We start from the raw sequence: 26,053 nt of genomic DNA on the forward strand, positions 1-26,053 counted from the left end.
GGATAGGATTTTTTATCTTATTCACTCACATTAAGAAAGGACATATCATGTTTAAAGACTGGCCTGAACATACCGCCTTGGTAAAAAAATCATTCGGCGAACTGGGTAAAAACCATCCTAAAATGCTGCAAGCCTACGGCGCACTGGATCAAGCAGCCGCTGCCGAAGCATTGGATGCCAAAACACGCGAACTGATCGCCATTGCCGTTGCCATTACCACACGTTGCGAAAGCTGCATCAGCGTGCATGCGGCCGCTGCAGCTAAAGCGGGTGCAACCGAAAGCGAAATCGCCGGCGCATTGGCCACCGCTATCGCCCTGAATGCAGGTGCCGCTTATACATACGCTTTACGCGCTTTGGAAGCAGTAGAAACCCAACGCTAATCGGTTTGTAAAATCAGGCCGTCTGAAAGCCGACTCCCCTTTCAGACGGCCTGATGAAATGCTAAACTGATAAAGTTATCATATTGTTTTCTGTCTAATAGGAGATTGAACCATGAAGAAACTGCTGACCGCCGTACTTTTTGCCGCCGCTGTTGCCACTCCTTTGGCTGCTTCCGCTGCCTCTATGCCTAAAGTTGAAAAAAGCGCGGCACAGCCTGCAAAAGCAAAAGGCGTTTGGATTGATGTCCGCTCTGCCGAAGAATTTCAAGAAGGCCATTTGCAAGGTGCACTCAATATTCCACATGACCAAATCGTTGACCGCATCAAATCCGTGAGCCCGGATAAAAATGCACCGGTAAACCTCTACTGCCGCAGCGGTCGCCGTGCAGAAGCCGCGCTGACTGAGCTGAAAAAAGCCGGCTACACCAACGTAACCAACCATGGCGGTTATGAAGACTTGGTGAAAAAAGGTTTGAAATAAATCTGGTTGATTTTAAAAAGGCCGTCTGAAACTTTTCAGACGGCCTTTATTGCATTACAGGCAGCAACTTCCAAATCTCAAACGTTTGCTGAGACCGGTTTCATGAATCAATTGTTTGATAACCAAAATATTGGTGTTATCGGCCAACGCACGAATGCTGTGTGCTTCCATCGGTTCAAGACGGATAACTTGCAAGCCTTCAGTCTGCAAAACTTCGTCCACCGTTTTGATTTCGGCTTTGCCGTTTAAAACCAAAAGCAAAATAATCGCATCCGCCTCATAGGCCGGAATTTCATTATTTTTCTGCAGTGAAAGCTGAACAATCTCCTGATTGCCGTCTGAAGCAATCACGCCGCCCAATAAAGCTTTAGGGTCTAACTCATAATGTTTCATTATTATCCTTTCCGCCCAAACGTTGCCGATTCGTGGACAATCGCTCAAGCAAACCAGTACAATACCGCCCATCTTACCGATAGACACAATATTGTCACATGAACATATTAATCTCAAACGACGATGGTTATCTTGCGCCCGGTTTGGCAGTTTTGGCAAGAGTGTGTGCAGAATTTGCCAATGTCAGGGTGGTTGCGCCCGAACGCGATCGCAGCGGCGTCAGCAATTCCCTGACTTTAGACCGTCCTTTACAACTGAAACAGGCGGAAAACGGGTTTTACTATGTGAATGGTACGCCCACTGACTGCATTCATGTCGGCCAACACGCCCTTGCCGATTTCAAACCCAACTTAGTCTTGTCCGGCATTAACAACGGCGCAAACATGGGTGATGATACGCTTTATTCCGGTACGGTTGCCGCCGCGACGGAAGCCTACCTGATGGGCATCCCTGCCATTGCTTTCTCGCTTGCCGACTCCAGCGGCCGTTATTGGGAAACCGCGGAGAAGGCCGCTTGGATACTGCTTTCCTACTTTCTCAAACGCCCTATTTCCGAACCCATCTTATGGAACATCAATATCCCTGCCGTCGCACCTGAGGATATCCAAGGCATAAAAATTACACGGCTTGGTCGTCGCCATCATGAACAAAGCATTGTTCCCATGTATAATCCACGTGGCGAACAAATTTATTGGATTGGGCCGGTCGGCGATGTTTCCGACAGCGAAGAAGGTACCGACTTTGGCGAATGCGCGTCCGGCTTCATTACGATTACCCCCCTGCAAGTCGATTTGACTGCCTACGGACAAATGGAGCAAATCGCTTCCTTTTGGTCAGAAATCCCTGTGCCTTAACAGTCCCTAACAGCCGAACACTTGAGAAACAAGCATATTTTTATTATGATATGCCCCGACGAGAACAATTACCCGAATACGAAAGTCATTAACATGTTGAAAAAAAGTGTATCTTATGCCGGATCGGCAGCTTTGGTTTTATTACTTGCAGCCTGTGCCAGCCAACAACCAGCTCCTGTAGTCGTCGGCACACAAAGCGGTGGTTCAACAACAAGCTCTACCGCTGACAATCCTTACGGTGCAGCGCCTTACAATACCAACACCAGCCCAGCGGCAGATGCTCCATACACTCCGCCGGCAAGTACACCTGCTCCAACGTACAACAGCGGCAGCACCGGCACTTACACGCCTTCTTATGCACCTGTTGATATTAATGCAGCGACACATACTGTTGTTCGTGGCGATACCGTTTACAACATCTCCAAACGCTACAACATTACCCAAGACAATCTGCGTGCATGGAATAACTTGGCCGACAACACCATCAGCATTGGTCAAACCCTGCGTGTGAAACCTGAAGGCTACGTTGCACCTGCAGCTTCTGCAAGCAAACCTTCTACTCCAACAACGACAACCACTGCTCCAACCCCAAGCACTCCTGCCAATACACCAACCGTATCTACCGGCAGCAGCCGCAACGTAAGCGGCATCACATGGCAGCGTCCGACTACCGGTAACGTTATTACCAACTTCGGCGGCAGCAACAAAGGTGTGGATATCGCCGGTACGCAAGGCCAGCCTGTTGTTGCAGCGGCAGACGGTAAAGTCGTTTATGCAGGCTCAGGCTTGCGCGGTTACGGCAACTTGGTCATCATCCAACACAACTCCTCATTCTTGAGCGCATACGGCCACAACCAACGCCTACTGGTTAATGAAAACCAAACCGTTAAACGCGGTCAAACCATTGCGCACATGGGTAATACCGATGCATCTCGCACCCAGTTGCACTTTGAAATCCGTCAAAACGGCAAACCGGTCAATCCGGCAAATTATGTTGCCTTCTAAGCTGATTCAAGCAACCTAATTTCAATTCAATCCCTGCCTAAATTTCATTTAGGTAGGGATTGTTTGTACCGGTTTCTCATGAAATTTCATCTTCCCTTTCTTTATACCCTGCTATTGGGCGGTTGCGCCGCGTTTTTGCCATCATTGGACGAACGCACCCAAAGCAGTTATCTTGACATACCTGCAACGCCGCGGCTGGACAGCGCATTAGGCATTCCTTCTATATCCCCCAAGACTGATGTTTCCCATATCTATCTGCTGAACGATGCCCATGAAGCCTTTGTCGCCCGTGCCGCCCTGATTGAATCCGCCGACCATACCCTCGATTTGCAGTACTATATCTGGCATAACGACATCTCCGGCAAGCTTCTGTTCAACCTGATTCATCGCGCGGCCGAACGCGGTGTCCGTGTGCGTTTGCTTCTGGACGACAACAACACCAACGGCATGGATGATCTCCTGCTGGCACTCGACAATCATCCCAATATCGAAGTCCGTCTGTTTAATCCCTTTATTTTCAGAAAATGGCGTGCACTCGGCTACGTTGCCGACTTTCCGCGACTTAACCGCCGAATGCACAACAAATCGTTTACCGCCGACAACCGTGCCACCATTTTGGGTGGACGCAATATCGGCGACGAATATTTTAAGGTCAACGACGATACCATCTTTGCCGACCTCGATATCCTCGCCACAGGCCGCGTCGTAACCGAAGTTTCCCAAGACTTCGACCGCTATTGGGCAAGCCATTCCGCTTATAACGCAACAAGCATCATCAAACGAGGAAACCTGCAAAAAGGATTGGCAGAGCTTGATTACACCGACCAAGATAAAAATCAAACGCTCATCCGCTACCGTCAAAGCATCGAACACTCCAACCTCTATCAAAAAATGCAGAGCAACCTTATGGAGTGGCAAAGCGTCAGCACACGCCTGATCAGCGATGACCCGGCCAAAGGCTTAGACCGCGACCGGCACAAACCGCCTATTTCTGAACGCCTGCAAGACGCCCTCAAGCAACCCGAAAAAAGCGTTTACCTTGTCTCCCCCTATTTTGTGCCCACAAAATCGGGCGTTAAGGCCATAGAAAAGCTGATTCACAACGGCGTGGACGTTACCGTTTTGACCAATTCGCTCCAAGCAACCGACGTTGCCGCCGTCCATTCCGGCTACGTCAAATACCGCAAGCCCTTGCTTAAAGCTGGGGTCAAACTCTATGAGCTCCAGCCCAACCACGCCGTTCCGACCTCCAAAGACCGCGGCTTAACCGGTAGCTCAGCTACCAGCTTGCACGCCAAAACATTCATCGTGGACGAGAAACGCATTTTCATCGGCTCATTCAACCTCGACCCACGCTCCGCACGCCTCAATACCGAAATGGGTGTCGTCATCGAAAGTCCCGAAATCGCAGGCCAAATGCAGCGCACCCTCGTAACGACCACCCCAAGCTACGCCTATCAGGTAACGCTTGGCAATTACAACAAACTATACTGGTATGACCCAAGCGAAAAACGAACTTACGCACACGAGCCCGAAGCCAAGTTCTGGAAACGAGTTACTTCAAAAATCCTGTCCATCCTGCCCATAGAAGGATTATTATAGAGGCCGTCTGAAAACATAAATCATGCGGCCGGAGGAATTCATCATGTCTCGACTCATCTGCAAAACCCTATTTGTTTGTACCGCCTGCCTATTGTTGGCCTCTTGCGGCACCACCGGCAAACACAAATCCCACAAGCCGCAAACAACCGCCAGAAAAGTCCAACCCGTCCGTATTTCCCATATCGACCGCACCCAAGGTTCGCAGGAATTGATGCTTCACAGCCTAGGCCTGATCGGCACGCCCTACAAATGGGGCGGCAGCACCACAGCCACAGGCTTTGACTGCAGCGGCATGATCCAATTCGTCTATAAAAACGCCCTCAACGTCAATCTGCCACGCACCGCGCGCGATATGGCCGCAGCCAGCCGTAAAATTTCCGATGACAAATTAAAAGCCGGCGATCTGGTCTTTTTCAATACCGGCGGCGCACACAAATATTCCCATGTCGGCCTCTACATCGGCAACGGCGAATTCATCCACGCCCCTAGCAGCGGCAAAACCATCAAAACCGAAAAACTTTCCACCCCGTTCTACGCCAAAAATTATTTGGGCGCACATACCTTTTTTACTGAATAAATCAAGGCCGTCTGAAAGGTATCGCCACATCATCGATACCTTTCAATCTATTGCTGATGAATGAAGCTTGGTTACAAGATAGGCCTGTGCAAAAATTTGTCCATAACAAAACACCTTCAAGGAAATATCATGCACACAGAATCCGTTCTAACCCTCCTCAAAACCCTACAAAACCAAATCTGCGCCGCGCTGGAGCAAGAAGATGGCGAAGCCAAATTTGTGCATGAAGCATGGACGGGAAAACTGGGTATCGGCGAAACCCGCGTATTGAAAAACGGCGCAGTATTCGAACAGGCAGGTGTGAATTTTTCGCATGTAAAGGGAACAAAAATGCCGGCTTCTGCCACGGCCCATCGTCCTGAATTGGCAGGCGCTGCGTTTGAAGCCATGGGCGTGTCGCTGGTCATTCATCCGAAAAATCCTTATGTCCCGACCAGCCATGCCAATGTGCGCTTTTTTATTGCCTATCCTGAAAATGCCGAGCCGGTTTGGTGGTTTGGCGGCGGCTTTGATTTGACGCCGTTTTATCCTTTTGAAGAAGATATCGTGCATTGGCACACAGTGGCGCGGGACGTATGCGCGCCATTTGGAGAATCGGTTTATACTGAATTCAAACAATGGTGTGACAAATATTTCTATTTGAAACACCGTAATGAAACACGCGGCGTGGGTGGCCTGTTTTTTGACGATTTAAACCGCTGGGATTTCGATACCTGCTTGAATTTTATCAAGGCAGTCGGGGAAGGCTATATCGCAGCGTATCTGCCAATTGTGGCCAAACGTAAAAACACGCCTTATGGAGAACGTGAACGCGATTTCCAACTCTACCGTCGCGGACGCTATGTCGAATTTAACTTGGTTTGGGACAGAGGCACGCTGTTCGGCCTGCAAAGCGGCGGCCGTACGGAAAGTATTTTGATGTCCATGCCGCCTTTGGTACGCTTTGAGTATCAATATGTGCCGGAGGAAGGTTCTCCAGAAGCCGCACTAAATCAATTTTTAGTAGCGCGAGACTGGCTGAAAGAATTCGGAAAATAATATCTGTTTGCAATCAGGCCGTCTGAAAAGCTGTTTTTAATCATAAATACTGCTTTTTCAGACGGCCTTTGCTTCAATTGCTTTGAATTTGCATACCTTTGCCTATTGCGCTGTTTCATCTCCATAGAGTTTTTGAGACAATGCGCCCATATAAAAATTACCTCACAAACCACACTAAAAAGGAATAATCGGTGAAACGCATTTTCTTATTTATCGCAACCAATATCGCAGTTCTGGTTGTAATCCGAGTTATTTTGGCCATCTTGGGCATCAACAGTACCGACCAAGTCGGCAGCCTGTTGGCTTATTCCGCAGTCGTCGGCTTCAGCGGCTCAATTGTCTCCCTGCTGATGTCGAAAACCATTGCCAAACATTCGGTTGGGGCCGTCGTCATCGACCAGCCCCAAAGCGAAGAAGAAGCTTGGCTGTTGGCAACCGTTGAAGCGCAAGCCCGCCAATGGAATCTGAAAACGCCGGAAGTCGCCATTTACAACTCGCCCGAGCCTAACGCCTTTGCAACCGGAGCCACCAAAAACAGCTCGCTCGTCGCTGTCAGCACCGGCCTGCTCGACCACATGACCCGCGATGAAGTCGAAGCCGTTTTGGCGCATGAAATGGCGCACGTCGGCAACGGCGATATGGTGACGCTGACGCTGATTCAAGGTATTGTGAATACTTTTGTCGTCTTCTTGGCGCGTATCGTTTCCAGCATGGTGGCGCGAAACAATGACGGCAGCACTTCTCAAAGCACATATTTCATGGTCAGCATGGTCTTGCAGGTTGTATTCGGCTTCCTTGCCAGCATTATTGTGATGTGGTTCAGCCGCCAACGCGAATACCGTGCCGATGCGGGTGCTGCAAAACTGGTGGGCGCGCCGAAAATGATTGCCGCCCTGCAACGCTTGAAAGGCAACCCCAGCGATTTGCCGCAAACCATGACGGCAATGGGCATTGCCAGCGATGCCAAAGACTCTTGGTTCAGCACCCATCCTTCTTTGGACAACCGCATCAGCCGTTTGAAAAACCGCTAATCGAAAACATCAAGGCCGTCTGAAACATTAAGTTCAGACGGCCTTTTTTTATTTCTTCAGCAAAGCCCGTTTGATGATAATCATCCAGTCTTTTTTATCCAATAGCGGCCGCTGGTTAAACACATCATATTTACAACCGTCCAGCTTCTGCAAAATCAACTGGCCGCCGACAATAATCATGCGTAGCTCAAAACCGATTCGTCCTTTGAGGGTTTTGCCCAACGGCGATCCGGCCTTCAGCATTTGAAAAGCACGTTGGCACTCATGCGCCATCAGCCGTTGAAAAGCAAAGTCGGCTTTGCCGGCCGCAATCTGCTCTTCACTAACTTTAAACTTCTGCAAATCTTCCTGAGGGATGTACACGCGACCTTTCTGCCAATCTACCGCAACGTCCTGCCAGAAATTAATCAGCTGCAAAGCAGTGCAAATGCCGTCGCTTTGCGCCATGCTTACTTCATCGGTTTGCCCGTACAAATGCAGCATAATGCGCCCCACCGGATTGGCGGACAAACGGCAATAGGCAATCAATTCGCCAAAGTTTTCATAACGGGTTTTGACCACATCCTGACTGAACGCCGCCAGCAAATCATAAAACGGCTGCAACGGCAATTGAAACGGCACAATAGCTTCGTTATATAAACGCTGCATCAAAGCCGTTTGCGGTTTTCCGCCTTGTGCAATGCGGTCTAACTCTGCCTTCAGTTCGTCCAGTTGGTGCAAGCGTTCGGCTGCTTCGGCATTGCCTTCGTCGGCAATATCGTCCGCCGTCCGTGCAAAAGCGTAAACGGCGTGAACCGGCTTGCGCAAACGGCGCGGTAGCACAATGGAGCCGACTGGGAAATTTTCGTAATGATTGACTGACATGGGAAATCCAAAAATTTAAAATAAAGTATTTTTGCTGACAGGCCGTCTGAAATTCAGACAGCCTTCCGTTTGGCCGCAAAGAAATCCTGCAATACGCTTTGGCATTCTTCTGCCAATATGCCGCCCAAAATTGCGGTATGCTTGTTCAGACGTTTGTCGGCAAACAAATCAACCACGCTGCCTGCCGCACCGGTTTTGGGTTCGGCCGCACCATAAATCACGCGCCCGACCCGTGCCTGTATCAAGGCAGAGGCGCACATGGTGCAAGGTTCTAGGGTGATGTACACATCGCAATCTTCCAAGCGGTAGTTTTGCAAGGCTTTGCCGGCGGCAGCAAGCGCGTTGATTTCGGCATGGTGGCTGACATTATGGTCGCCAATGCAGGTATTGTGTGCCGCTGCAATTGCCTTGCCTTGATATACGATGACCGCGCCAACGGGCACTTCGCTCAATGCCGCCGATTGTCTGGCCTGTTCTATCGCCAGCCGCATAAAGGCTTCCATATCGCTTTGCGAAGGGAAAACGGCAACAGGCGGATGGTTTTTCAAAGCCTCGCCCAGCTCCGTTTTTCTCTCCTCGGAAATATGCCGGACGTCCACACCTGAAACCAACGCATCCAGTTGCCACAAAGTGCTTTTGGTTACGGTCAAACCCGACGCTTTCAGCAATAGAAATGCGCGGACTGCGCCGATTTCCTGTAAATCTTCCAGTATACAAATACCCAATTCTTTTAGCACGGCCAATGTTTTAGGCGCAAGTGGTGGCGTGGTCAGCATGGATTATTCCTGAAAATGCTGACGCGCCAAGGCTAAGGCCGTCTGAACATAATCACTGTCTGCGTAAGGATCTAACGTATGCGCCAAAGGAATTTTTCGCAACCAGGTCAACTGGCGTTTCGCAAGCTGGCGTGTGGCGACAATGCCTTTTTCGACAAAGGTGTTATAATCGGTTTCGCCTTCGAGATAATCCCAAGCCTGACGGTAGCCCACGCAGCGCATGGACGGCATATTGGCATGCAGCTGCGGATAATCACGGCGTAAGCCGTGCATTTCATCTAGGAAACCGTGTTCCAGCATATTTAAAAAGCGTTTTTCGATTTGGCGGTGTAACAAATGACGGTCTTCAGGAATCAGGGCAACCGTGCATAAACCCAATAAAGGCGCAGCCTGCTTCTGCTCCGTGAAATGTTCGCTCAAAGGCTTGCCGGTCAAAAGATAGACTTCCAAAGCGCGCTCAATACGCTGGCTGTCATTGGCTTTCAGACGGCCTGCCGTCATCGGGTCAACTTCCTGCAAACGGCGATACAGGCCTGCCAGACCGTGTTCGTTCTTTTCCGCCTGAAGCTGTGCGCGCACCGCCGCATCCGCACTGGGCAAATCGTTCAAACCTTCCGTCAGCGCGTGGAAATACATCATCGTACCGCCGACAATCAGCGGATAGCGACCGCGCGCATGTATTTCGTTCACCAAGCGCACGCAATCGCCGACAAAATCCGCCGCGCTGTAACTTTCCAGCGGCGAGATAATATCAATCAGATGATGCGGTACGGCGGCAAGCTCTTCGGCAGTCGGCTTGGCCGTGCCGATGTCCATGCCGCGATACACCAGCGCGGAATCCAAACTGATGATTTCCACCGGCAACGATTGGGCAATATTTAAGGCCAGTGCGGTTTTACCGCCGGCGGTCGGGCCGAGTACGGCGAAGGCTTTGGGCGCGTTCATAAGAAAACGGAAAAATTAAAAATGCGATTATAGCAAACCCGGGCAAACCATATTTCAGGCCGTCTGAAACATTTGCTCTACATTATCAAAAGCGTTACACTTGCTGCGCCGTTTCAGACGGCCTTTTATATTGATTTCAAACCTGCTGCTGCCGTCATTGCGCCGGCAGTCAAGCCGTCAGCGACACTGCGTCGCTGTAAACACGAAAGAACACACTATGACCGTATCTCCCGTAGCCTTGCGCCGTCAAACCGAGCGCAAGCCGCATCCGACTGCGCGTTATTGGAAAAAATGCGATGTCGAGGCTTTGTTTGGACTGCCTTTCCTCGACCTCGTTTTCCAAGCCGCCGAAATCCACCGCCAAAACTTCAACCCGCGCGAAATTCAACTCTCTACCCTGCTCTCCATCAAAACCGGCGGTTGTCCCGAAGACTGCGCCTACTGCCCGCAATCGGCACACCACAACACCAATCTGGGCAAAGAGCAGATGATGGATGTGGACGAAATCGTCGAAAAAGCCAAAATTGCCCAATCGCGCGGCGCCAGCCGTTTCTGTATGGGCGCGGCATGGCGCGGCCCCAAACCCAAAGACGTGGCTGTCGTTTCCGAAATCATCAGCGCGGTAAAAGGCTTAGGCATGGAAGTGTGCGGCACCTTCGGCATGCTCGAGGACGGCATGGCTGAAGACTTCAAAAAAGCCGGCCTGGACTACTACAACCACAACCTCGACACCGACCCCGAACGCTACAACGACATCATTCACACGCGAAAACACGAAGACCGCATGGATACTTTGGGCAAAGTCCGCAATGCCGGTTTGAAAGTCTGCTGCGGCGGCATCGTCGGCATGAACGAAACCCGTGCCGAACGCGCAGGCCTGATTGCCAGCCTTGCCAACCTCGACCCGCAGCCTGAAAGCGTGCCGATTAACCAGTTGGTTAAAGTAGAAGGCACGCCGCTGGCCGATGCCGAAGATTTGGACTGGACGGAATTTGTCCGCACCATCGCTGTGGCGCGGATTACTATGCCGCACAGCTACGTCCGCCTGTCCGCAGGGCGCAGCAATATGCCGGAATCCATGCAGGCCATGTGTTTCATGGCTGGCGCAAACTCGATTTTCTACGGCGACAAGCTGCTGACCACGGGCAATCCGGACGAAGACGGCGACCGCCTGCTGATGGAAAAATTGAATTTATATCCACTGCGCTTTGAATTGGAAGAAGAATACAAAGCCGCGCAGGAAACGCCTAAAATCAAAGTCGACTATTAACCGCCATCATAAAAGGCCGTCTGAAACTTTTTCAGACGGCCTTTTATCGTTATTCAACATCAAAACTTTCAATCTTCCGTATCCATTCTTTCTTTTCCGCCTCGCTCAAAAACGAAGCGCGGAACGAATTGGCGCACAAGGTTTTGATTTCTTCCGCACTCAAATCCAAAGCCTCGACAAGCGCTTCAAAATTGCGGTTCATATAGCCGCCGAAATATGCTGGATCATCGGAATTGACGGTTACCAACACGCCGCGTTGCAACATACGACGCAAATTGTGTTTTGCCATCTCCGGAAATACTTTCAATTTCAAATTACTCAACGGGCAAACGGTCAACGGCATTTGCTCTGCAATCAAACGCGCCATCAATGCTTCATCTTCTTCCGCCCGTACGCCATGATCGATACGGCGGACATGCAGCAAGTCCAAAGCCTCATAAACATATTCCGGCGGGCCTTCTTCTCCGGCATGTGCCACCGTCAATAAACCCTCTGCCCGCGCCTGCGCAAACACACGCTCAAACTTGGACGGCGGATGCCCCAACTCACTCGAATCCAAGCCTACACCGATAATGTGTTCTTTATAAGGCAAAGCCTGATTTAAGGTTTCAAATGCGCTTTCTTCCGACAAATGCCGCAGGAAACACATAATCAAACGCGTACTTATGCCCCATTGCTGCCCGGCTTCACGGTAGGCTCGGACAATGCCGTTAATCACGGTTTCAAACGCCACGCCACGCGCAGTATGGGTTTGCGGATCGAAAAATATTTCCGTATGCACGACATTGTCTTCGTGGCAACGCTCAAGATACGCGCGGGTCAAATCGTAAAAATCCGCCTCGTGCAGCAATACGCCGGCACCGGCATAATAAATATCCAAAAACGACTGCAAATTATGAAAATCATAAGCCTGCCGTACCGCATCGACATTTTCATAAGGAATCGCTATGTGGTTGCGTTTGGCGATTTCAAACATCAACTCCGGCTCGAACGTCCCTTCGATATGGACGTGCAGCTCGGCTTTGGGCAAGGCTTGGATAAATTGTTTGATATTCATATTTTCTCTGATTTTCGGTTTATATTTAATATTGAAGGCCGTCTGAAACTTTCAGACGGCCTTTGACCATTTATCTGTTAAAAACCATTTTCCATCATGATTTCGCCAGGGATGCGGTTGCGGTGCATGGCGTAGCCCAAATCCATCAGGGCTTGGAAAGTGTCTTTAACCATTGCCGGATTGCCGCAGACCATAAAGCGCGTATCGGCTTTGGTGAATTTGAAGCCGACTTTCTCTTCCAAGCCGCCATTCTTCAGCAATTCGGGAATCCGTTTACCGCTCAATGCACCTTCCGTTTCCTCACGCGTGGTAACCGGAACAAAAGTGAATTTATGGAAATATTCTTCAATCAGCGGATGCTCTTTCAAATCGGCAAGGCGCTGGTTGAAAATCAACTCGTCGGCGTAAGAGACGGAATGCGCCAAAACCAAACGGTCGAAACGCTGCCAAATTTCAGGCTGCTCGATAATGGAGAGGAAAGGCGCAATGCCGGAACCCGTGCAGAGCATGACCAAATCTTTGCCGTCGGGGAAACGCTCGGGCAAGAGGAAACCGGTAGCCGTTTTATCCAGCAAAATAGTATCGCCTTCTTTCATCGCGGCAAAACGCGCCGACATCGGACCACCTTCGATTAACACCGCGAAATACTCAAGCGTATCGGCGTATTCGGCAGACACGACAGAATACGCGCGCCAAATAAAGCCCTCGCCGTCACGGAAACCAAGGCGAGAAAACTGCCCTGCCGAAAAACGGTAGGACTCGGGGCGGCTGATGGCAAAAGTCATCAACTTAGGCGTATGGTGTTTGATCCACAAGACTTTTTCTTCGGTAAACTTGGCTTCTGGAGAAGCTGCCATAATAGGTTTCCTTGATATTCGATATCAGTTTCAAATAGGGCTTATTATAAAGATTCAAAAGGCCGTCTGAAATATTTATTTTCAGACGGCCTTTAAGATTATTCACGGCGTAAACGGATACTGATGCCTTTTTGCTCTAAAATCAAATCGTTACCATCAAAACGATAGTTCCAAATACCTTGCCGACGTAAAAACGCATCTTCCAGCTTCATGTCTTCACACAGCATCATGCTTACCGCAATATGGCCAAAATCAATTTTGTCCGAACCAATCGTATTGGCTTGGAACATCATACCGTTACACCCCATCTTGCCATACGCCTTAGGCATCTCGCTCAAATCCAGATAGGCATCAGTACCGGACAAATCTTTTTCGGTGAATTTATTGAAAGCGACAACACGCCATTTGGCGGCTAGAGTCGGTTGCGCCGTTTGTTGAGTTTGCACCTGAGCTCTAGAGGCTTGTTCAGGCTGAGATACTGAAGGAGATGTACAAGCTACCAAAGCCACCATACTCATCAATGCACCGAATAATGTTTTCATATCTATTCCTTATGTATTACTAAAGGCCGTCTGAAAAACCATTCACTTTCAGACGGCCTTTCAATTGGTAAGGTATTAGAGACATAGATAATTTAACCATTTTTTTATTTCCAATACTCCTCAGAACTCGAGTCTAAGTGCGTTCCATGCCAAATGTTATCAACTTCATGAGCGTAAAATGGATCGTTTTGTCTCATTTCTTTTTCAAAAAATTCGTCATGAAATTCCGCAAATGGATCATTACCTTGAATCTTGGAATTCCAACCACCAATAGGCATATCAACAGGCCGCCATTTGCCATTGGTTTGTCTCATGTTTGTTTTAACTGTAGCAGAAAAATACTTACTTGCGTGTTTAGATTCGGTGTAATAGTCTACAATGGTAACAAAAACGAGTGATTGGAGTAATCCAATTATCCAAAAACCCTCAACAAAAAGATTTAATGTCGCTTCGCCTGTACTGAAGTACATTACCGTAGGCGTAGAGATGGAGAATGCCGCTACAAATAAGGTAACAAGCCTAAAAAGTTTTTTAGATTTTGTTTTCAATTTGCACTCCATAATGATTGCTAGCATTTCAGCTACCAATAAGCCTTATTTACAAAGTCGTATCCAATGCTTTGGAAATATCGTTCCAAATATCGTCAACGTCTTCAATACCTACAGAGAAACGCAGCAGGCCGACTTTGATGCCCATTTCCATTTTCACATCATGCGGCACGCCGCTGTGGGATTGGGAATAGCAATGATTGACCAAACTTTCAACTCCGCCGAGGCTGGAAGCCATTTTGACCAGTTTCATGTTTTTAATCACGCTATTGGCTGCTTCACGCGTGTCGTTTTTGAGATAAACCGTCACCACGCCGCCGATGCCTTTGGGCATTTGTGCTTGGGCGAGTTCATAATGTTCGTGCGACGGCAGGCCGGGGTAGAACACTTTTTCTATGGCAGGATGAGCTTCCAAACGGCGTGCGATTTCGAGTGCGTTTTGGCAATGGGCGTTCATGCGCAGAGCCAGCGTTTTGATACCGCGCAACACCAGCCAGCAGTCCATCGGCCCTGCAATCGCGCCGGTATGCACCATCATGTCGTGCAAAGGCTGAGCCAGCTCTTTGGTTTTGGCAACGACTACGCCCATCAGTACGTCGGAATGGCCGCACAAATATTTGGTAGCGGAATGGAACACAAAATCGCAACCCATATCCAACGGCTGTTGAAGATACGGCGTAGCAAAGGTGTTGTCGATGCCGACCAGCGCACCGGCTGCTTTGGCTTTCGCTGCAAGGGCTTTAATGTCTACCAATCTCAAAAGCGGATTGGACGGCGTTTCCAGCCAAACCAGTTTGACATTGTGCGCTTTGAGCAGCTCGTCCAGATTATCCGGATTGCCCAAATCGGCAAAAACAACGTTCACACCCCATTTTTGATAAACATCGACCAATAAATCATAAGCGCCGCCGTAAATATCGGCGACAGCAACAATGGTATCTCCCGGGCGCAGGAAAGTACGCCATACGGCATCAATCCCCGCCATACCGCTGGAAAACGCAAAGCCGGCCGCACCGTGCTCCAAATCGGCAACGGTATCTTCCAATACCTGACGGGTCGGGTTGCTCAGGCGCGAGTAGCGGTAAGGCACATTTTCGCCAATCTCGTGCAATGCAAACATACTGTTTTGATAAATCGGCGGCATCAGCGCGCGGTTGTGTTCGTCGCAATCGTAGCTGGAATGAATGGCTTTCGTGGCGAATTTCATTTGGTCTCTGCCTATGTAGATGTGAATAACCGAAGATTTTATCACTATCTGAAAAATAGAAACAATCAATGCAGGCGGATAAAGCAAGTGATATAATCTCGCATTTGCAAATCGGCCGACACGAGCCGATTCCCTCCACACGCATCTCAACAATCCTATCATGAAGGACATACCACGCATGAACGCCATTGCAGACGTGCAATCCAGCCGCGATTTACGCAACCTGCCGATTAATCAGGTCGGCATCAAAGACCTGCGCTTTCCAATCTCCCTCAAAAGCAAAGAAGGCGAACAATCCACCGTCGCCCGCCTGACCATGACGGTTTTCCTGCCTGCCGACCAAAAAGGCACGCATATGTCGCGCTTTGTCGCCCTGATGGAAAAACAAACCGATGCTTTGGATTTCGATACGCTGCACAAGCTGACAGCCGATATGGTTGCCCTGTTGGATTCGCATTCCGGCAAAATCAGCGTTTCCTTCCCATTTTTTCGCAAGAAAAGTGCGCCTGTCTCCGGTATCCAATCGCTGCTCGACTATGATGTCACCCTGACCGGCGAAATCAAAAACGGTACATACAGCCACAGTCTGAAAGTAATGGTTCCGGTTACTTCATTGTGTCCGTGTTCCAAAGAAATTTCCCAATACGGCGCGCATAACCAACGTTCTCATGTGACCGTCAGCCTGATTGCAAACGCGGATGTAGGCATCGAAGAAATCATCGATTACGTCGAAGCACAGGCAAGCTGCCAGCTCTACGGTTTGCTCAAACGCCCTGACGAGAAGTATGTAACGGAAAAAGCATACGAAAATCCAAAGTTTGTCGAAGACATGGTTCGCGATGTGGCTACTGTACTGATTGCCGACAAACGCATCGAGTCGTTCGTCGTCGAAAGCGAAAACTTTGAATCGATACACAACCATTCCGCTTACGCTTATATCGCTTATCCTTAAAGCCGAGCCTAAGAGAAACAAAGGCCGTCTGAAAATTTCAGACGGCCTTTGGCATAGATTGAACGATAACATGAGACTATCGGTCATATATGGCCAACCCTATTTCGATATAATTCAAAAGCATTAGATTTCTCTCGCAATATTTAACATAAATTAAGCCGCTTGTTTTGTCCATCATTTATAATGACGGTTCCTCAACGGCATCTCCGTAGATACTATGAAAAAATTCCTTTATTTCCTCATTGCATTTTTAGGCTTGAGCAGCTTCGCATTCGCAGTAGATGCCAATGATTTGCTGCCTCCAGAGCAAGCCTTTGTGCCTCAAGTCAATGTAACTGATCAAGGCATCAGCGTTCAGTTCAAGATCGCTGACGGCTACTATATGTACCAGTCCAAAATCGTTGCAGCGACCAATCCTGACAAAGTCTTGGGCGAACCCAAATTCAGTAAAGGCGAAGAAAAAGAAGACGAATTCTTCGGCAAACAAACGGTTTACCACCATACCGCACAGGTTGACCTGCCTTACAAACAAGCCGCGCCGCAATACAAACTGACGCTGACTTATCAAGGCTGTGCCGAAGTGGGTGTGTGTTATCCGCCTGTGGACACCGAGTTTGACGTAAAAGGCAACGGGGTTTACCAGCCGCAAAGCGACGAGCCGGTTTCTGCCAAAGACCGATTCTTGCAACCGTCCGCCTCTTCAGACGGCCAAATGCCCACGCAACCCAGTACAAACAATCCCGACAGCAGCCGCTTCAAGCTCTCTTGGGATACTTTAAACGCCAACCTGTTGGCGTTTTTTGTCGCAGGTTTGGGCTTAAGCTTTACCGCCTGTATGTATCCGCTCCTGCCGATTGTTTCCAGCATTGTCGTGGGCGATAAAAAAGCCGGTAAAGGCCGCGCGTTCACCTTGTCTATGGTGTATGTACAAGGTTTGGCATTGACCTATACCTTGGTCGGCGTGATTGCCGGTTTGACCGGCGCGCTGTTGACCGTATGGCTGCAACAGCCGTGGGTCGTACTTGCCGCCGCCGCGTTGATGGTGGTACTGGCGATGTCCATGTTCGGCCTCTTCAATATCCAGCTGCCAAACTCCGTCCAATCCTATTTCCAAAACCAAAGCAACAAACTCTCCGGCGGCAAAATCATTTCCGTCTTCATCATGGGTATTTTGTCCGCTCTGATTGTCGGCCCTTGCGTTGCGCCTCCGCTGGCATTTGCTTTGGGCTATATCGGCCAAACCGGCGATGCCGTACTGGGCGGTCTTGCCCTTTATGTCTTGGCACTCGGTACCGGCGTACCGCTCATCATCATCGGCACATTCGGCGGCCATATCCTACCTAAAGCAGGCGACTGGATGAACGGCATCAAATACGCATTCGGCTTCATTCTGCTGGCCGTTGCCGTATACCTTGCCACACCGCATCTGCCTTATTTCGCAGTAGTCAGCCTCTACACCTTGCTGATGATTGTTCCCGCCCTTATGCTTTTGGCGAAATCCGGCAAACAAAAAGGCCGTCTGAAAACAGTTGCCGCCGTATTGGGCTTTTTACTGCTGATTGGCGGCTCATGGTTTGGCTGGCAAAGCTTCAATAAACAAACCACCACCCTGCACCACTTCTTAACGCTGGTTCCACCATCCGAAGCCGGCCAAGAAACCGACCACGGCAAGATGTTTACCGACGTTGCCGAACTCAAAGCCGCTATGGATGCCGCCTTGAAAGCCGATCCAAGCAAGCCCGTGCTGATTGATTTCTACGCCGACTGGTGCGTATCCTGCAAAGAAATGGCCGCCTACACGCTCAACCAACCGCAGGTACATGAAGCAGTCGATATGCAGCGCTTCTTCCAAATCGACGTGACCGCCAATACTCCCGAACATCAGGCCTTACTGAAAGAATACGGCCTCTTCGGCCCTCCGGGTGTGTTTGTTGTCCGCGCCGACGGCAGTCATAGCGAAGCCTTATTAGGCTTTGTCAAGCCCGATGCCTTCATTGAATGGTATCGCAAAAACGAGAAATAGCCGTCTATAAAAAGGCCGTCTGAAAACAGATTTTCAGACGGCCTTATCTTATGTTCAGAAATTAAAATTCATCTTGAGCCCAATGTGTAGAACGCAAAATGCTGGAATCCACATCTTGAATATTGCGATGACCGGTAAACGCCATGGAAATATCCATTTCTTTATACAGGATTTCCAGCGCACGGGTTACGCCTTCTTCACCATACGCACCCAAACCATACAGGAATGCCCGGCCAATCATCGTACCTTTCGCACCCAAAGCCCAAGCCTTCAAAATATCCTGACCGCTGCGGATACCGCTGTCCATCCAAACCTCGATGTCGCTACCCACCGCGCTGACCACATCAGGCAAAGCCTTAATGGCAGACACAGTATCGTCAAGCTGACGGCCGCCATGATTGGAAACAACCAATGCGTCCGCGCCGCTTTTCGCTGCTTTTTCCGCATCTTCAGGTTCCATAATGCCTTTGATAATCAGCTTGCCGCCCCACAAATCCTTAATGCGTGCCACATCGTCCCAGCTCAGGCGCGGGTCGAATTGTTCGGAAGTCCATGAAGACAGCGAAGACAAATCACCCACGTTTTTCGCATGACCAACAATATTGCGGAAGGTGCGGCGTTCCGTGTTCAACATTTTCATACACCATTCCGGTTTAGTCGCCAAATTGATTAAATTGGCAATGGTTGGTTTCGGCGGCGCAGACAGGCCGTTTTTAATGTCTTTATGGCGCTGACCCAAAACCTGCAAATCAGCGGTCAATACCAAAGCCGAACAATTAGCATCTTTTGCACGCTTAATCAGGTTCTCCATAAACTCGCGGTCACGCATCACATAAAGCTGAAACCAAAACGGCGAGCTGGTGTTTTCAGCCACATCTTCAATCGAACAAATGGACATGGTCGACAGCGTAAACGGGATACCGAATTTTTCCGCCGCCCGCGCCGCCAAGATTTCACCGTCGGCGTGCGCCATGCCCGTGAAACCTGTCGGCGCAATCGCCACCGGCATTTTCACATCCTGACCGATCATTTTGGTCTCAAGGCTGCGTCCCTCCATATCAACCAATACTTTTTGGCGGAAACGGATGTCTTTAAAATCCGAAGTATTTTCACGATAAGTGGTTTCCGTCCAAGAGCCTGAGTCAATATAGTCATAAAACATACGCGGCATTTTACGTTTGGCAACAAGGCGCAAGTCTTCGATACAGGTTATTTTGCTTAAATCAGATTTCATTGTTGATTGCCTCTGTTAAGGTAAAGATGGACGATCAAGGCCGTCTGAACATTTCAAACACCTCATTATTTTACTCCATCAAAACAACTAAATTTTAAGAATAATTTTGATAATCTATATTACTATCAATATTAAATCAAAACATTTTAACCCTGAAATTTGTAGGGTTGATAGCCTTTTTTCAGACGACCTCAAATCCAAATTACAGAAAAATAAAGAAAATATTTTCCGATTTAAAAATCAGCCAATGCCACCATTTAAACAAACAATCAAACCGAACCGCCACATACTTGACTGAAACACTCAGATATTAGACAATTCTCCCCACTAATAAAAACGCCCCACACAGGCAACCACACCATGAGACTGACTACCAAAGGGCGATTTGCAGTAACCGCCATGATAGATTTGGCGATGAACGCGCAAACCGGCGCTGTCAAACTCAGTGCCATCAGCGAACGACAAAGCATATCGCTTTCCTACCTCGAACAATTATTCAGCAAACTGCGCCGTGCCGGATTGGTTGAAAGCCTACGCGGCCCCGGCGGAGGCTATATCCTTGCCGCTCCCGCCGAGCAAATCAATATTGCACAAATCATCTCCGCAGCCGAAGACCGACTGGATGCCACGCAGTGCGGCAGCAAAGCAAACTGCAACCACGGCGCCCCCTGCCTGACCCACGACCTTTGGGAAAACTTAAACAAAACCATCAATGATTACCTCAGCGGCGTTACGCTGCAAAGCATCATTGAACAAAAAAACTGCAGCGACAGCAGTCATGTCGTTACCTTTACACACATTCATTAAACCGACTTGCGGCAAAGACCGCAGGCAGATGACCAAACGAAAGAGCAAACCATGACCGTCAAAACCCCCGTATACCTCGACTACGCCGCCACTACTCCCGTCGACCGCCGCGTTGCCGAAAAAATGATTCCCTACCTGTCCGATATTTTCGGCAACCCAGCCTCCAACAGCCACAGCTTCGGCTGGGAAGCAGAAGAAGCTGTAGAAAAAGCACGTTCAGACATAGCCGCCCTGATTAACGCCGACTCTAAAGAAATCGTTTTTACCAGCGGCGCAACCGAGTCCAACAACCTCGCCATCAAAGGCGCAGCGCATTTCTACAAATCTAAAGGCAACCACCTCATCACCGTGAAAACCGAGCACAAAGCCGTACTCGATACCATGCGCGAACTCGAACGCCAAGGTTATGAAGTAACTTATCTGGACGTACAAGAAAACGGTTTGGTTGATTTAGAGGTACTGAAAGCCGCCATCCGCGAAGACACCATCCTCGTTTCCGTCATGTGGGTAAACAACGAAATCGGCGTGGTTCAAGATATTCCTGCCATCGGCGAAATCTGCCGCGAACGCAAAATCATTTTCCACGTTGACGCAGCACAAGCATGCGGCAAAGTGCCTGTCGACGTTGAAGCCGCCAAAGTTGATTTGCTGTCTATGTCCGGCCACAAAGTATACGGCCCTAAAGGCATCGGCGCCCTGTATGTACGCCGTAAACCACGCGTCCGCCTCGAAGCCCAAATGCACGGCGGCGGCCACGAACGCGGTTTCCGTTCCGGCACATTGCCGACCCATCAAATCGTCGGCATGGGCGAAGCCTTCCGCATTGCCAAAGAAGAATTGGCACAAGACACTGCGCACTACCTGAAACTGCGCGATATCTTCCTCAAAGGTATCGAAGGCATCGAAGAAGTCTACATCAACGGCGACCTCGAACACCGCGCTCCAAACAACCTGAACGTCAGCTTCAACTTCGTCGAAGGCGAAAGCCTGATTATGGCGGTCAAAGAACTCGCCGTATCCAGCGGCTCCGCCTGTACTTCCGCAAGCCTTGAACCAAGCTACGTTTTACGCGCACTCGGCCGCAACGACGAATTGGCACATTCCTCCCTGCGCATCACCTTCGGCCGCATGACCACCGAAGAAGAAGTGCAATTCGCAGCCGAACTGATTAAATCCAAAATCGGCAAACTGCGCGAACTGTCGCCGCTGTGGGAAATGTTTAAAGAAGGTATCGATTTGAACTCGATTGAATGGGCGGCGCATTAATCCGCATTTATAAAAGGCCGTCTGAAAATCAATAAAACCTTTCAGACGACCTATATATAGAGATCTCATTTAATCTCCTAGCTCACTAAGGCATAACTTTCAAATTAAAGACATAAACTATGGACGAACAAGATCTCGACCTCGACAATCTCGACAACCTGCTCGAAGATTTTGACGGCGTTACCGTAGAAGGCGGCGTTGATTCAGAGAATGATGACGGCTGCGAAGGCGGCGCGTGCAAAATCTAAACTTCAGGCCGTCTGAATATTCGTAAACAAACCATTTACACCACTAAAAACACAAAGGAAACCACATCATGGCATACAGCGATAAAGTAATCGACCACTACGAAAATCCCCGCAACGTCGGTACTTTCGACAAAAACGACGAATCTGTCGGTACCGGCATGGTCGGCGCACCGGCCTGCGGTGACGTAATGCGTTTGCAAATCAAAGTAAACGATGAGGGTATTATCGAAGATGCAAAATTCAAAACTTACGGTTGCGGTTCTGCCATCGCTTCGTCCAGCCTGATTACCGAGTGGGTCAAAGGCAAAAGCCTGGATGATGCGCTGGCAATCAAAAACAGTGAAATCGCTGAAGAATTGGAATTGCCTCCAGTTAAAATCCACTGTTCCATTTTAGCTGAAGATGCAGTAAAAGCAGCCGTTGCCGACTATCGCAAACGTCAGGAAAATAAATAACCGGATTCAGCGAACCTTTGTCAGCAGGTACTCCCAAGATTCCTGGCAAGTCTTCGAGAAAAGCAAATCTGGTGGTTTATTCCTCTCTTCTTTTGTGGGGGCAAAACCAAGTATGCAGAAACTTAATCGTTTTGAAGTTGCTACCAAGTTTGGGACCACCTACCAATCTATCCCCTCTCCCCGCGGGAGAGGGTTAGGGAGAGGGCAATAAGCTGCTGCTTATATTCAGTCGTTACACCTGCAAAATCAAAGAAGACGATATGCCTTTTACTGATGAAGAAGTCCAATCCCTACTTGCTGTCAAAGGCATAGGTAAAACCATATTGCAGCGTTTGCAGCAAATGGGTTTGGATGATGTTGCCACACTGGCGGCGGCAGATTTGGACGATATTTTGGAACAGGGCGTACAATTGACCGGCTCTACCTGTTGGAAAAATAGTCCCCAGGGAAAAGCTGCCATTGCCGCCGCAATAGAGTGGGCAAGACAGCGTTTTCAGACGGCCTGAGCGTCAAGAGGCCGTCTGAAATAAAAAAGTAGGCAAAACAGAAAATAATTGCGAAATGAGGAAAAAAGCATGATTACCATCACAGAAAACGCAGCCAAACACATCAACGGCTACCTAACCAAACGCGGCAAAGGCTTAGGCGTGCGCTTGGGTGTGAAAACCAGTGGCTGCTCAGGCATGGCATACAACCTTGAATTTGTCGATGAAGTGAACGAGGATGACCTGATTTTTGAAGAACACGGCGCGCGCGTTTATATCGACCCGAAAAGCTTGGTTTATCTAGACGGCACACAAGTCGATTACACCAAAGAAGGCTTACAGGAAGGTTTCAAATTTGAAAACCCAAACGTTAAAGACTCCTGCGGCTGTGGTGAAAGTTTCCACGTTTGAGACATAAAAATGGCGGGACAGTATCAAAACCATCCCGCCATTTTCTGGCTTCTTGCCTATTATAGCTACCCTTGCCTTTTCTTTTTCGTTCTACTTTGTGTCGGAACAAATCAGATTTGACTAAGGCTTTTAAGGCATTGTCTCGTATCTTGCCTTTATTATACTGTACCTTACCGGTCATATTGTTTTCCTTTCGTATAAACAGTTTCCGGATTATATCGTAAAATAATCCTCTTCTTTAGATTTTTTCCTTTAATATCATGTCTCAATACTTCAACCTCTTCCAGCTTGAGCCATCTTTCAATATTGATACCGAAGCACTCGAACAGACCTATCGAGCTTTAGCAGCCCGTTTTCATCCCGATAAATTTGCTTCTGCTTCAGCTTTTGAGCAGAAACAAGCCGTTATGATGTCTTCTACAATTAATGATGCCTACCGCACATTAAAAAGCCCTATTGATCGGGCTGCTTATCTCTTGAAAAGCCAAAATATCGATGCTGATGCACCTGAACACACTTCATTTTCACCAGAATTTCTCATGCAGCAGATGGAATGGCGGGAAACATTGATGGATGCTCAAATGGAACAAAACCATGATGCCATCCGAGCACTGGATCAAGAAATTCAAGAAGTACAAAGCAACCTATATCAAGATTTGCAACAAGCATTTGAACAACAAGATTATGAATCAGCCGCACAATGGGTACGGCATGGACGCTTTCTTAATAAACTTCGCAATGAAATTGCTTCAATCTTATAAAGTACATATGCTGTTACGTTTGCCTAAGTTCTATAGCAAATGATTTTATATATAAAACAAAAACCGTATCAGATAAATCTGATACGGTTTTCTTATATTAACTACTTATTAGCGTTTTTTACCGGTAACAGTAGCAACAGCCAGGTTTTCGTTACGTTTCAGAGAAACGCTTTCAACACCTTCTGGCAATTTGATGTCTGACAAGTGCAGAATGTCGCCGGCAACTACTGATGCACAATCCAATTCCAAGAAAGCAGGAATATTTGCAGGCAAAGCAACTACTTCAACAGAAGTGTTCAACAGAGATACGCGGCCACCTTGCAATTTAACAGCTTGAGAATTTTCAGCGTTAACAATGTGCAGAGGCACACGGATACGTACAACTTGGTCAGCTTTTACAGCTTGGAAGTCGATGTGTTGAACTTCGCGACGGAATGGGTGCATTTGGAAGTCACGCACGATAACGTCTTTAGTTTCACCGTTCAAAGACAGTTTAATCAAAGCAGTATGGAAAGATTCTTTTTCCAATGCGTAGAATACAGTTTTGTGGTCTACAGCAATAGCAACAGGCTCTTGACCTTCACCGTACAGAATGCCAGGGATTTGGCCTTCGCGACGCAGGCGGCGGCTCGCACCAGTGCCTTGGGCTTCGCGAACAGAGGCTTGAATTTCGTAAGTCATGTTTAATACTCCAATTTAGATAAAATCGTCGTCATCGGCCGCGACCAGCTTAAGACGACATCGGGTTATGGCAGCAACATACCGCCAGTCATCACATCTTCATTGAAAAGATATGAGACGGATTCTTCATTGCTGATACGGCGTACCGTTTCAGCCAGCAAACCGGCAATGGTAACTTGACGGATGCGTTCACATTTTTTAGCTGCTTCAGACAACGGAATCGTATCTGTCACAACTACTTGGTCAATTTCGGAAGAAGCAATTCGATTCACTGCTTCGCCAGAGAATACTGCATGGCTGGCGTATGCAAGTACACGATCTGCACCGCGCTCTTTCAGGGCAACGGCCGCTTTACACAAGGTGTTTGCCGTATCGATCATATCATCTACAATCAAGCAAGTACGGCCTTGAATATCGCCAATAATGTTCATCACTTCAGCCACATTAGCTTTAGGACGACGTTTGTCAATAATGGCCAAATCAGCATTTAAAGATTTAGCAACAGCACGTGCACGTACAACACCACCGATATCAGGGCTAACAACAGTCAGATTGTCGATACGTTGTTGTTTAATGTCGTTCAATAAAATCGGGGTTGCGTAAATATTATCTACCGGAATATCGAAGAAACCTTGAATTTGGTCGGCATGCAAGTCAACAGTTAATACGCGGTCGATACCTGCTGAGTACAACATATTCGCTACCAATTTAGCAGAAATCGGTACACGAACAGAGCGAGGACGACGATCTTGACGCGCATAGCCAAAGTAAGGAATCGCGGCAGTAATACGACCGGCAGAAGCACGTTTGAGTGCATCGGCCATAGTCAAAATTTCCATCAGGTTGTCATTGGTTGGCGCACAGGTAGGTTGCAAAATAAACACATCGCGACCACGCACATTTTCCAACAGTTCAATGGCTACTTCGCCATCAGAGAATTTAGAAACGGTGGCTTCACCGAGTGAAATATCCAAATGTTTGACAACACGTTGCGCCAATTCCGGATTTGCATTACCGGTAAACACCATTAAACTGTCATAAGCAGCCATATCTTCACCTGATTCTAGATTTGATTTACGCGCAGAAAACATTACGCTTCCCTTTGCCCTATGTCTAAGACACTAATTGCGCGATTATACGCGTAAAGACGGGTAAAAAAAAGTTTTTCAGCGTTATTTTGCTCTTAGCGTAAAAAAGCGTGTAAGAAAACTTACACGCTTTTATTTGGCTGGGGAGGAAGGATTCGAACCTTCGCATGCTGGAATCAAAATCCAGTGTCTTAACCGCTTGACGACTCCCC

31 protein-coding genes and 1 tRNA gene are annotated in these 26,053 nt (G+C 48.6%); 18 read left to right on the plus strand and 14 right to left on the minus strand.

Annotated features, from left to right (window positions below; translation table 11 throughout):
* Positions 1–47: 47 nt before the first annotated feature.
* Positions 48–383, plus strand: coding sequence for a carboxymuconolactone decarboxylase family protein (locus ACTHS8_RS00425; RefSeq protein ID WP_003680742.1), 336 nt, complete (start codon positions 48–50; stop codon positions 381–383).
* A gap of 112 nt (positions 384–495) precedes the next feature.
* Positions 496–864: a rhodanese-like domain-containing protein gene (locus tag ACTHS8_RS00430; protein ID WP_440372661.1), complete on the plus strand. Its 369-nt coding sequence runs from the start codon at positions 496–498 to the stop codon at positions 862–864.
* 54 nt (positions 865–918) lie between these two features.
* Here ACTHS8_RS00430 and ACTHS8_RS00435 read toward each other — a convergent pair whose 3' ends face one another.
* Positions 919–1,257 carry a hypothetical protein gene (locus tag ACTHS8_RS00435; RefSeq protein ID WP_004520298.1) on the minus strand — a complete coding sequence of 113 codons (339 nt, stop codon included), beginning with the start codon at positions 1,255–1,257 and terminating at the stop codon, positions 919–921.
* 98 nt (positions 1,258–1,355) lie between these two features.
* Here ACTHS8_RS00435 and surE point away from each other — a divergent pair, with 98 nt between their 5' ends.
* The 6 genes from surE to htpX all read left to right on the plus strand — a co-directional run bounded on the left by surE (position 1,356) and on the right by htpX (position 7,364).
* The gene (surE, locus tag ACTHS8_RS00440) at positions 1,356–2,111 is read left to right on the plus strand and encodes a 5'/3'-nucleotidase SurE (protein ID WP_440372662.1); all 756 of its coding nucleotides are present in this window, start codon (positions 1,356–1,358) and stop codon (positions 2,109–2,111) included.
* Between the two features lie 93 nt (positions 2,112–2,204).
* Entirely contained in the window at positions 2,205–3,116 is a 912-nt protein-coding gene (locus ACTHS8_RS00445; RefSeq protein WP_440372663.1) for a peptidoglycan DD-metalloendopeptidase family protein, read from the plus strand.
* A gap of 78 nt (positions 3,117–3,194) precedes the next feature.
* Positions 3,195–4,718 carry a phospholipase D family protein gene (locus ACTHS8_RS00450; protein WP_440372664.1) on the plus strand — a complete coding sequence of 508 codons (1,524 nt, stop codon included), beginning with the start codon at positions 3,195–3,197 and terminating at the stop codon, positions 4,716–4,718.
* A gap of 43 nt (positions 4,719–4,761) precedes the next feature.
* Positions 4,762–5,295, plus strand: coding sequence for a C40 family peptidase (locus ACTHS8_RS00455; RefSeq protein ID WP_308881277.1), 534 nt, complete (start codon positions 4,762–4,764; stop codon positions 5,293–5,295).
* Between the two features lie 129 nt (positions 5,296–5,424).
* Positions 5,425–6,333 carry an oxygen-dependent coproporphyrinogen oxidase gene (gene hemF, locus ACTHS8_RS00460; protein ID WP_440372665.1) on the plus strand — a complete coding sequence of 303 codons (909 nt, stop codon included), beginning with the start codon at positions 5,425–5,427 and terminating at the stop codon, positions 6,331–6,333.
* Between the two features lie 191 nt (positions 6,334–6,524).
* Positions 6,525–7,364, plus strand: a complete 840-nt coding sequence (htpX, locus tag ACTHS8_RS00465; protein WP_440372666.1) for a protease HtpX — start codon at positions 6,525–6,527, stop codon at positions 7,362–7,364.
* A 48-nt stretch (positions 7,365–7,412) separates the two neighbouring features.
* On the opposite strand, the gene hpnC is transcribed toward htpX, so the two are convergent.
* From hpnC to miaA, 3 genes are read right to left on the minus strand one after another with little or no spacing between them, the layout of a single operon-like run.
* Positions 7,413–8,228, minus strand: coding sequence for a squalene synthase HpnC (hpnC, locus tag ACTHS8_RS00470; RefSeq protein WP_440372667.1), 816 nt, complete (start codon positions 8,226–8,228; stop codon positions 7,413–7,415).
* A gap of 53 nt (positions 8,229–8,281) precedes the next feature.
* Entirely contained in the window at positions 8,282–9,004 is a 723-nt protein-coding gene (gene tadA, locus ACTHS8_RS00475; protein ID WP_440372668.1) for a tRNA adenosine(34) deaminase TadA, read from the minus strand.
* Positions 9,005–9,007: 3 nt separating this feature from the next.
* The gene (miaA, locus tag ACTHS8_RS00480; RefSeq protein WP_440372669.1) at positions 9,008–9,949 is read right to left on the minus strand and encodes a tRNA (adenosine(37)-N6)-dimethylallyltransferase MiaA; all 942 of its coding nucleotides are present in this window, start codon (positions 9,947–9,949) and stop codon (positions 9,008–9,010) included.
* A gap of 217 nt (positions 9,950–10,166) precedes the next feature.
* Between miaA and bioB the strand changes: the two genes are divergently transcribed.
* Complete coding sequence (gene bioB / locus ACTHS8_RS00485; protein ID WP_004519884.1) at positions 10,167–11,219, plus strand: biotin synthase BioB; 1,053 nt, start codon at positions 10,167–10,169, stop codon at positions 11,217–11,219.
* Positions 11,220–11,268: 49 nt separating this feature from the next.
* Here bioB and ACTHS8_RS00490 read toward each other — a convergent pair whose 3' ends face one another.
* The 5 genes from ACTHS8_RS00490 to ACTHS8_RS00510 all read right to left on the minus strand — a co-directional run bounded on the left by ACTHS8_RS00490 (position 11,269) and on the right by ACTHS8_RS00510 (position 15,430).
* Positions 11,269–12,276 (minus strand): adenosine deaminase, encoded by a 1,008-nt coding sequence (locus ACTHS8_RS00490; RefSeq protein ID WP_440372670.1) that lies wholly within the window; start codon positions 12,274–12,276, stop codon positions 11,269–11,271.
* A gap of 77 nt (positions 12,277–12,353) precedes the next feature.
* The gene (locus ACTHS8_RS00495; protein WP_070608885.1) at positions 12,354–13,133 is read right to left on the minus strand and encodes a ferredoxin--NADP reductase; all 780 of its coding nucleotides are present in this window, start codon (positions 13,131–13,133) and stop codon (positions 12,354–12,356) included.
* A gap of 98 nt (positions 13,134–13,231) precedes the next feature.
* Entirely contained in the window at positions 13,232–13,675 is a 444-nt protein-coding gene (locus ACTHS8_RS00500; RefSeq protein WP_440372671.1) for an META domain-containing protein, read from the minus strand.
* Between the two features lie 104 nt (positions 13,676–13,779).
* Positions 13,780–14,250, minus strand: a complete 471-nt coding sequence (locus ACTHS8_RS00505) for a protein Exp2 (RefSeq protein WP_440372672.1) — start codon at positions 14,248–14,250, stop codon at positions 13,780–13,782.
* 22 nt (positions 14,251–14,272) lie between these two features.
* On the minus strand, positions 14,273–15,430 hold the full coding sequence (locus tag ACTHS8_RS00510; protein ID WP_049344451.1) for a trans-sulfuration enzyme family protein: 1,158 nt from the start codon (positions 15,428–15,430) through the stop codon (positions 14,273–14,275).
* A gap of 178 nt (positions 15,431–15,608) precedes the next feature.
* Between ACTHS8_RS00510 and folE2 the strand changes: the two genes are divergently transcribed.
* Together folE2 and dsbD are read left to right on the plus strand one after the other, a co-directional pair.
* Positions 15,609–16,382, plus strand: a complete 774-nt coding sequence (gene folE2, locus ACTHS8_RS00515) for a GTP cyclohydrolase FolE2 (RefSeq protein ID WP_003685690.1) — start codon at positions 15,609–15,611, stop codon at positions 16,380–16,382.
* Between the two features lie 217 nt (positions 16,383–16,599).
* Positions 16,600–18,405: a protein-disulfide reductase DsbD gene (dsbD, locus tag ACTHS8_RS00520; protein ID WP_063075831.1), complete on the plus strand. Its 1,806-nt coding sequence runs from the start codon at positions 16,600–16,602 to the stop codon at positions 18,403–18,405.
* A 61-nt stretch (positions 18,406–18,466) separates the two neighbouring features.
* Here dsbD and ACTHS8_RS00525 read toward each other — a convergent pair whose 3' ends face one another.
* Positions 18,467–19,639: an alpha-hydroxy acid oxidase gene (locus tag ACTHS8_RS00525; protein WP_063075832.1), complete on the minus strand. Its 1,173-nt coding sequence runs from the start codon at positions 19,637–19,639 to the stop codon at positions 18,467–18,469.
* A 360-nt stretch (positions 19,640–19,999) separates the two neighbouring features.
* On the opposite strand from ACTHS8_RS00525, the gene iscR reads away from it, so the two are divergent.
* The 6 genes from iscR (at position 20,000) to iscA (ending at position 23,311) form a co-directional block, all read left to right on the plus strand.
* A complete protein-coding gene (gene iscR / locus ACTHS8_RS00530) occupies positions 20,000–20,446 on the plus strand; it encodes a Fe-S cluster assembly transcriptional regulator IscR (protein ID WP_003680774.1) in 447 nt (148 codons plus the stop codon).
* Positions 20,447–20,497: 51 nt separating this feature from the next.
* Entirely contained in the window at positions 20,498–21,712 is a 1,215-nt protein-coding gene (locus ACTHS8_RS00535) for an IscS subfamily cysteine desulfurase (protein ID WP_063075833.1), read from the plus strand.
* Positions 21,713–21,831: 119 nt separating this feature from the next.
* Positions 21,832–21,960 (plus strand): hypothetical protein, encoded by a 129-nt coding sequence (locus ACTHS8_RS00540; RefSeq protein WP_016687545.1) that lies wholly within the window; start codon positions 21,832–21,834, stop codon positions 21,958–21,960.
* Positions 21,961–22,028: 68 nt separating this feature from the next.
* Positions 22,029–22,415, plus strand: a complete 387-nt coding sequence (gene iscU, locus ACTHS8_RS00545) for a Fe-S cluster assembly scaffold IscU (protein ID WP_003674559.1) — start codon at positions 22,029–22,031, stop codon at positions 22,413–22,415.
* Between the two features lie 260 nt (positions 22,416–22,675).
* Positions 22,676–22,921, plus strand: a complete 246-nt coding sequence (locus ACTHS8_RS00550; protein WP_440372673.1) for a recombinase RecA — start codon at positions 22,676–22,678, stop codon at positions 22,919–22,921.
* 69 nt (positions 22,922–22,990) lie between these two features.
* Positions 22,991–23,311, plus strand: a complete 321-nt coding sequence (iscA, locus tag ACTHS8_RS00555; protein WP_063075834.1) for an iron-sulfur cluster assembly protein IscA — start codon at positions 22,991–22,993, stop codon at positions 23,309–23,311.
* On the opposite strand, the gene ACTHS8_RS00560 is transcribed toward iscA, so the two are convergent.
* The gene (locus ACTHS8_RS00560; protein ID WP_440372674.1) at positions 23,271–23,492 is read right to left on the minus strand and encodes an alternative ribosome-rescue factor A; all 222 of its coding nucleotides are present in this window, start codon (positions 23,490–23,492) and stop codon (positions 23,271–23,273) included. The two genes, iscA and ACTHS8_RS00560, sit on opposite strands and share 41 nt — an antisense overlap.
* Positions 23,493–23,571: 79 nt before the next feature.
* On the opposite strand from ACTHS8_RS00560, the gene hscB reads away from it, so the two are divergent.
* The gene (gene hscB, locus ACTHS8_RS00565; protein WP_049351512.1) at positions 23,572–24,072 is read left to right on the plus strand and encodes a Fe-S protein assembly co-chaperone HscB; all 501 of its coding nucleotides are present in this window, start codon (positions 23,572–23,574) and stop codon (positions 24,070–24,072) included.
* 108 nt (positions 24,073–24,180) lie between these two features.
* Here hscB and ACTHS8_RS00570 read toward each other — a convergent pair whose 3' ends face one another.
* The 3 genes from ACTHS8_RS00570 to ACTHS8_RS00580 all read right to left on the minus strand — a co-directional run bounded on the left by ACTHS8_RS00570 (position 24,181) and on the right by ACTHS8_RS00580 (position 26,053).
* Positions 24,181–24,753, minus strand: coding sequence for a 50S ribosomal protein L25/general stress protein Ctc (locus ACTHS8_RS00570; RefSeq protein WP_063075835.1), 573 nt, complete (start codon positions 24,751–24,753; stop codon positions 24,181–24,183).
* Positions 24,754–24,818: 65 nt separating this feature from the next.
* Positions 24,819–25,802: a ribose-phosphate pyrophosphokinase gene (locus tag ACTHS8_RS00575; RefSeq protein WP_101755247.1), complete on the minus strand. Its 984-nt coding sequence runs from the start codon at positions 25,800–25,802 to the stop codon at positions 24,819–24,821.
* Between the two features lie 176 nt (positions 25,803–25,978).
* Positions 25,979–26,053 (minus strand) — tRNA-Gln (locus tag ACTHS8_RS00580).

Origin of the sequence: Neisseria sp. P0016.S008 (assembly GCF_051957775.1) — a bacterium.
In the GTDB taxonomy this organism is placed as follows: domain Bacteria; phylum Pseudomonadota; class Gammaproteobacteria; order Burkholderiales; family Neisseriaceae; genus Neisseria; species Neisseria flavescens_B.

Bases quoted from the DNA above. Each gene is read 5' to 3' on its own strand.
- ACTHS8_RS00535 (WP_063075833.1), top strand. From the start codon at position 20,498: ATGACCGTCAAAACCCCCGTATACCTCGACTACGCCGCCACTACTCCC.
- iscA (WP_063075834.1), top strand. From the start codon at position 22,991: ATGATTACCATCACAGAAAACGCAGCCAAACACATCAACGGCTACCTA.
- hpnC (WP_440372667.1), bottom strand. From the start codon at position 8,228: ATGTCAGTCAATCATTACGAAAATTTCCCAGTCGGCTCCATTGTGCTA.
- ACTHS8_RS00500 (WP_440372671.1), bottom strand. From the start codon at position 13,675: ATGAAAACATTATTCGGTGCATTGATGAGTATGGTGGCTTTGGTAGCT.
- ACTHS8_RS00550 (WP_440372673.1), top strand. From the start codon at position 22,676: ATGCCTTTTACTGATGAAGAAGTCCAATCCCTACTTGCTGTCAAAGGC.
- ACTHS8_RS00445 (WP_440372663.1), top strand. From the start codon at position 2,205: ATGTTGAAAAAAAGTGTATCTTATGCCGGATCGGCAGCTTTGGTTTTA.
- ACTHS8_RS00425 (WP_003680742.1), top strand. From the start codon at position 48: ATGTTTAAAGACTGGCCTGAACATACCGCCTTGGTAAAAAAATCATTC.
- ACTHS8_RS00430 (WP_440372661.1), top strand. From the start codon at position 496: ATGAAGAAACTGCTGACCGCCGTACTTTTTGCCGCCGCTGTTGCCACT.
- ACTHS8_RS00455 (WP_308881277.1), top strand. From the start codon at position 4,762: ATGTCTCGACTCATCTGCAAAACCCTATTTGTTTGTACCGCCTGCCTA.
- ACTHS8_RS00495 (WP_070608885.1), bottom strand. From the start codon at position 13,133: ATGGCAGCTTCTCCAGAAGCCAAGTTTACCGAAGAAAAAGTCTTGTGG.
- dsbD (WP_063075831.1), top strand. From the start codon at position 16,600: ATGAAAAAATTCCTTTATTTCCTCATTGCATTTTTAGGCTTGAGCAGC.
- ACTHS8_RS00575 (WP_101755247.1), bottom strand. From the start codon at position 25,802: ATGGCTGCTTATGACAGTTTAATGGTGTTTACCGGTAATGCAAATCCG.
- iscR (WP_003680774.1), top strand. From the start codon at position 20,000: ATGAGACTGACTACCAAAGGGCGATTTGCAGTAACCGCCATGATAGAT.
- hscB (WP_049351512.1), top strand. From the start codon at position 23,572: ATGTCTCAATACTTCAACCTCTTCCAGCTTGAGCCATCTTTCAATATT.
- ACTHS8_RS00435 (WP_004520298.1), bottom strand. From the start codon at position 1,257: ATGAAACATTATGAGTTAGACCCTAAAGCTTTATTGGGCGGCGTGATT.
- ACTHS8_RS00505 (WP_440372672.1), bottom strand. From the start codon at position 14,250: ATGCTAGCAATCATTATGGAGTGCAAATTGAAAACAAAATCTAAAAAA.
- iscU (WP_003674559.1), top strand. From the start codon at position 22,029: ATGGCATACAGCGATAAAGTAATCGACCACTACGAAAATCCCCGCAAC.
- ACTHS8_RS00450 (WP_440372664.1), top strand. From the start codon at position 3,195: ATGAAATTTCATCTTCCCTTTCTTTATACCCTGCTATTGGGCGGTTGC.
- ACTHS8_RS00570 (WP_063075835.1), bottom strand. From the start codon at position 24,753: ATGACTTACGAAATTCAAGCCTCTGTTCGCGAAGCCCAAGGCACTGGT.
- bioB (WP_004519884.1), top strand. From the start codon at position 10,167: ATGACCGTATCTCCCGTAGCCTTGCGCCGTCAAACCGAGCGCAAGCCG.
- ACTHS8_RS00490 (WP_440372670.1), bottom strand. From the start codon at position 12,276: ATGAATATCAAACAATTTATCCAAGCCTTGCCCAAAGCCGAGCTGCAC.
- ACTHS8_RS00560 (WP_440372674.1), bottom strand. From the start codon at position 23,492: ATGACCGGTAAGGTACAGTATAATAAAGGCAAGATACGAGACAATGCC.
- tadA (WP_440372668.1), bottom strand. From the start codon at position 9,004: ATGCTGACCACGCCACCACTTGCGCCTAAAACATTGGCCGTGCTAAAA.
- folE2 (WP_003685690.1), top strand. From the start codon at position 15,609: ATGAACGCCATTGCAGACGTGCAATCCAGCCGCGATTTACGCAACCTG.
- ACTHS8_RS00540 (WP_016687545.1), top strand. From the start codon at position 21,832: ATGGACGAACAAGATCTCGACCTCGACAATCTCGACAACCTGCTCGAA.
- ACTHS8_RS00525 (WP_063075832.1), bottom strand. From the start codon at position 19,639: ATGAAATCTGATTTAAGCAAAATAACCTGTATCGAAGACTTGCGCCTT.
- surE (WP_440372662.1), top strand. From the start codon at position 1,356: ATGAACATATTAATCTCAAACGACGATGGTTATCTTGCGCCCGGTTTG.
- ACTHS8_RS00510 (WP_049344451.1), bottom strand. From the start codon at position 15,430: ATGAAATTCGCCACGAAAGCCATTCATTCCAGCTACGATTGCGACGAA.
- miaA (WP_440372669.1), bottom strand. From the start codon at position 9,949: ATGAACGCGCCCAAAGCCTTCGCCGTACTCGGCCCGACCGCCGGCGGT.
- hemF (WP_440372665.1), top strand. From the start codon at position 5,425: ATGCACACAGAATCCGTTCTAACCCTCCTCAAAACCCTACAAAACCAA.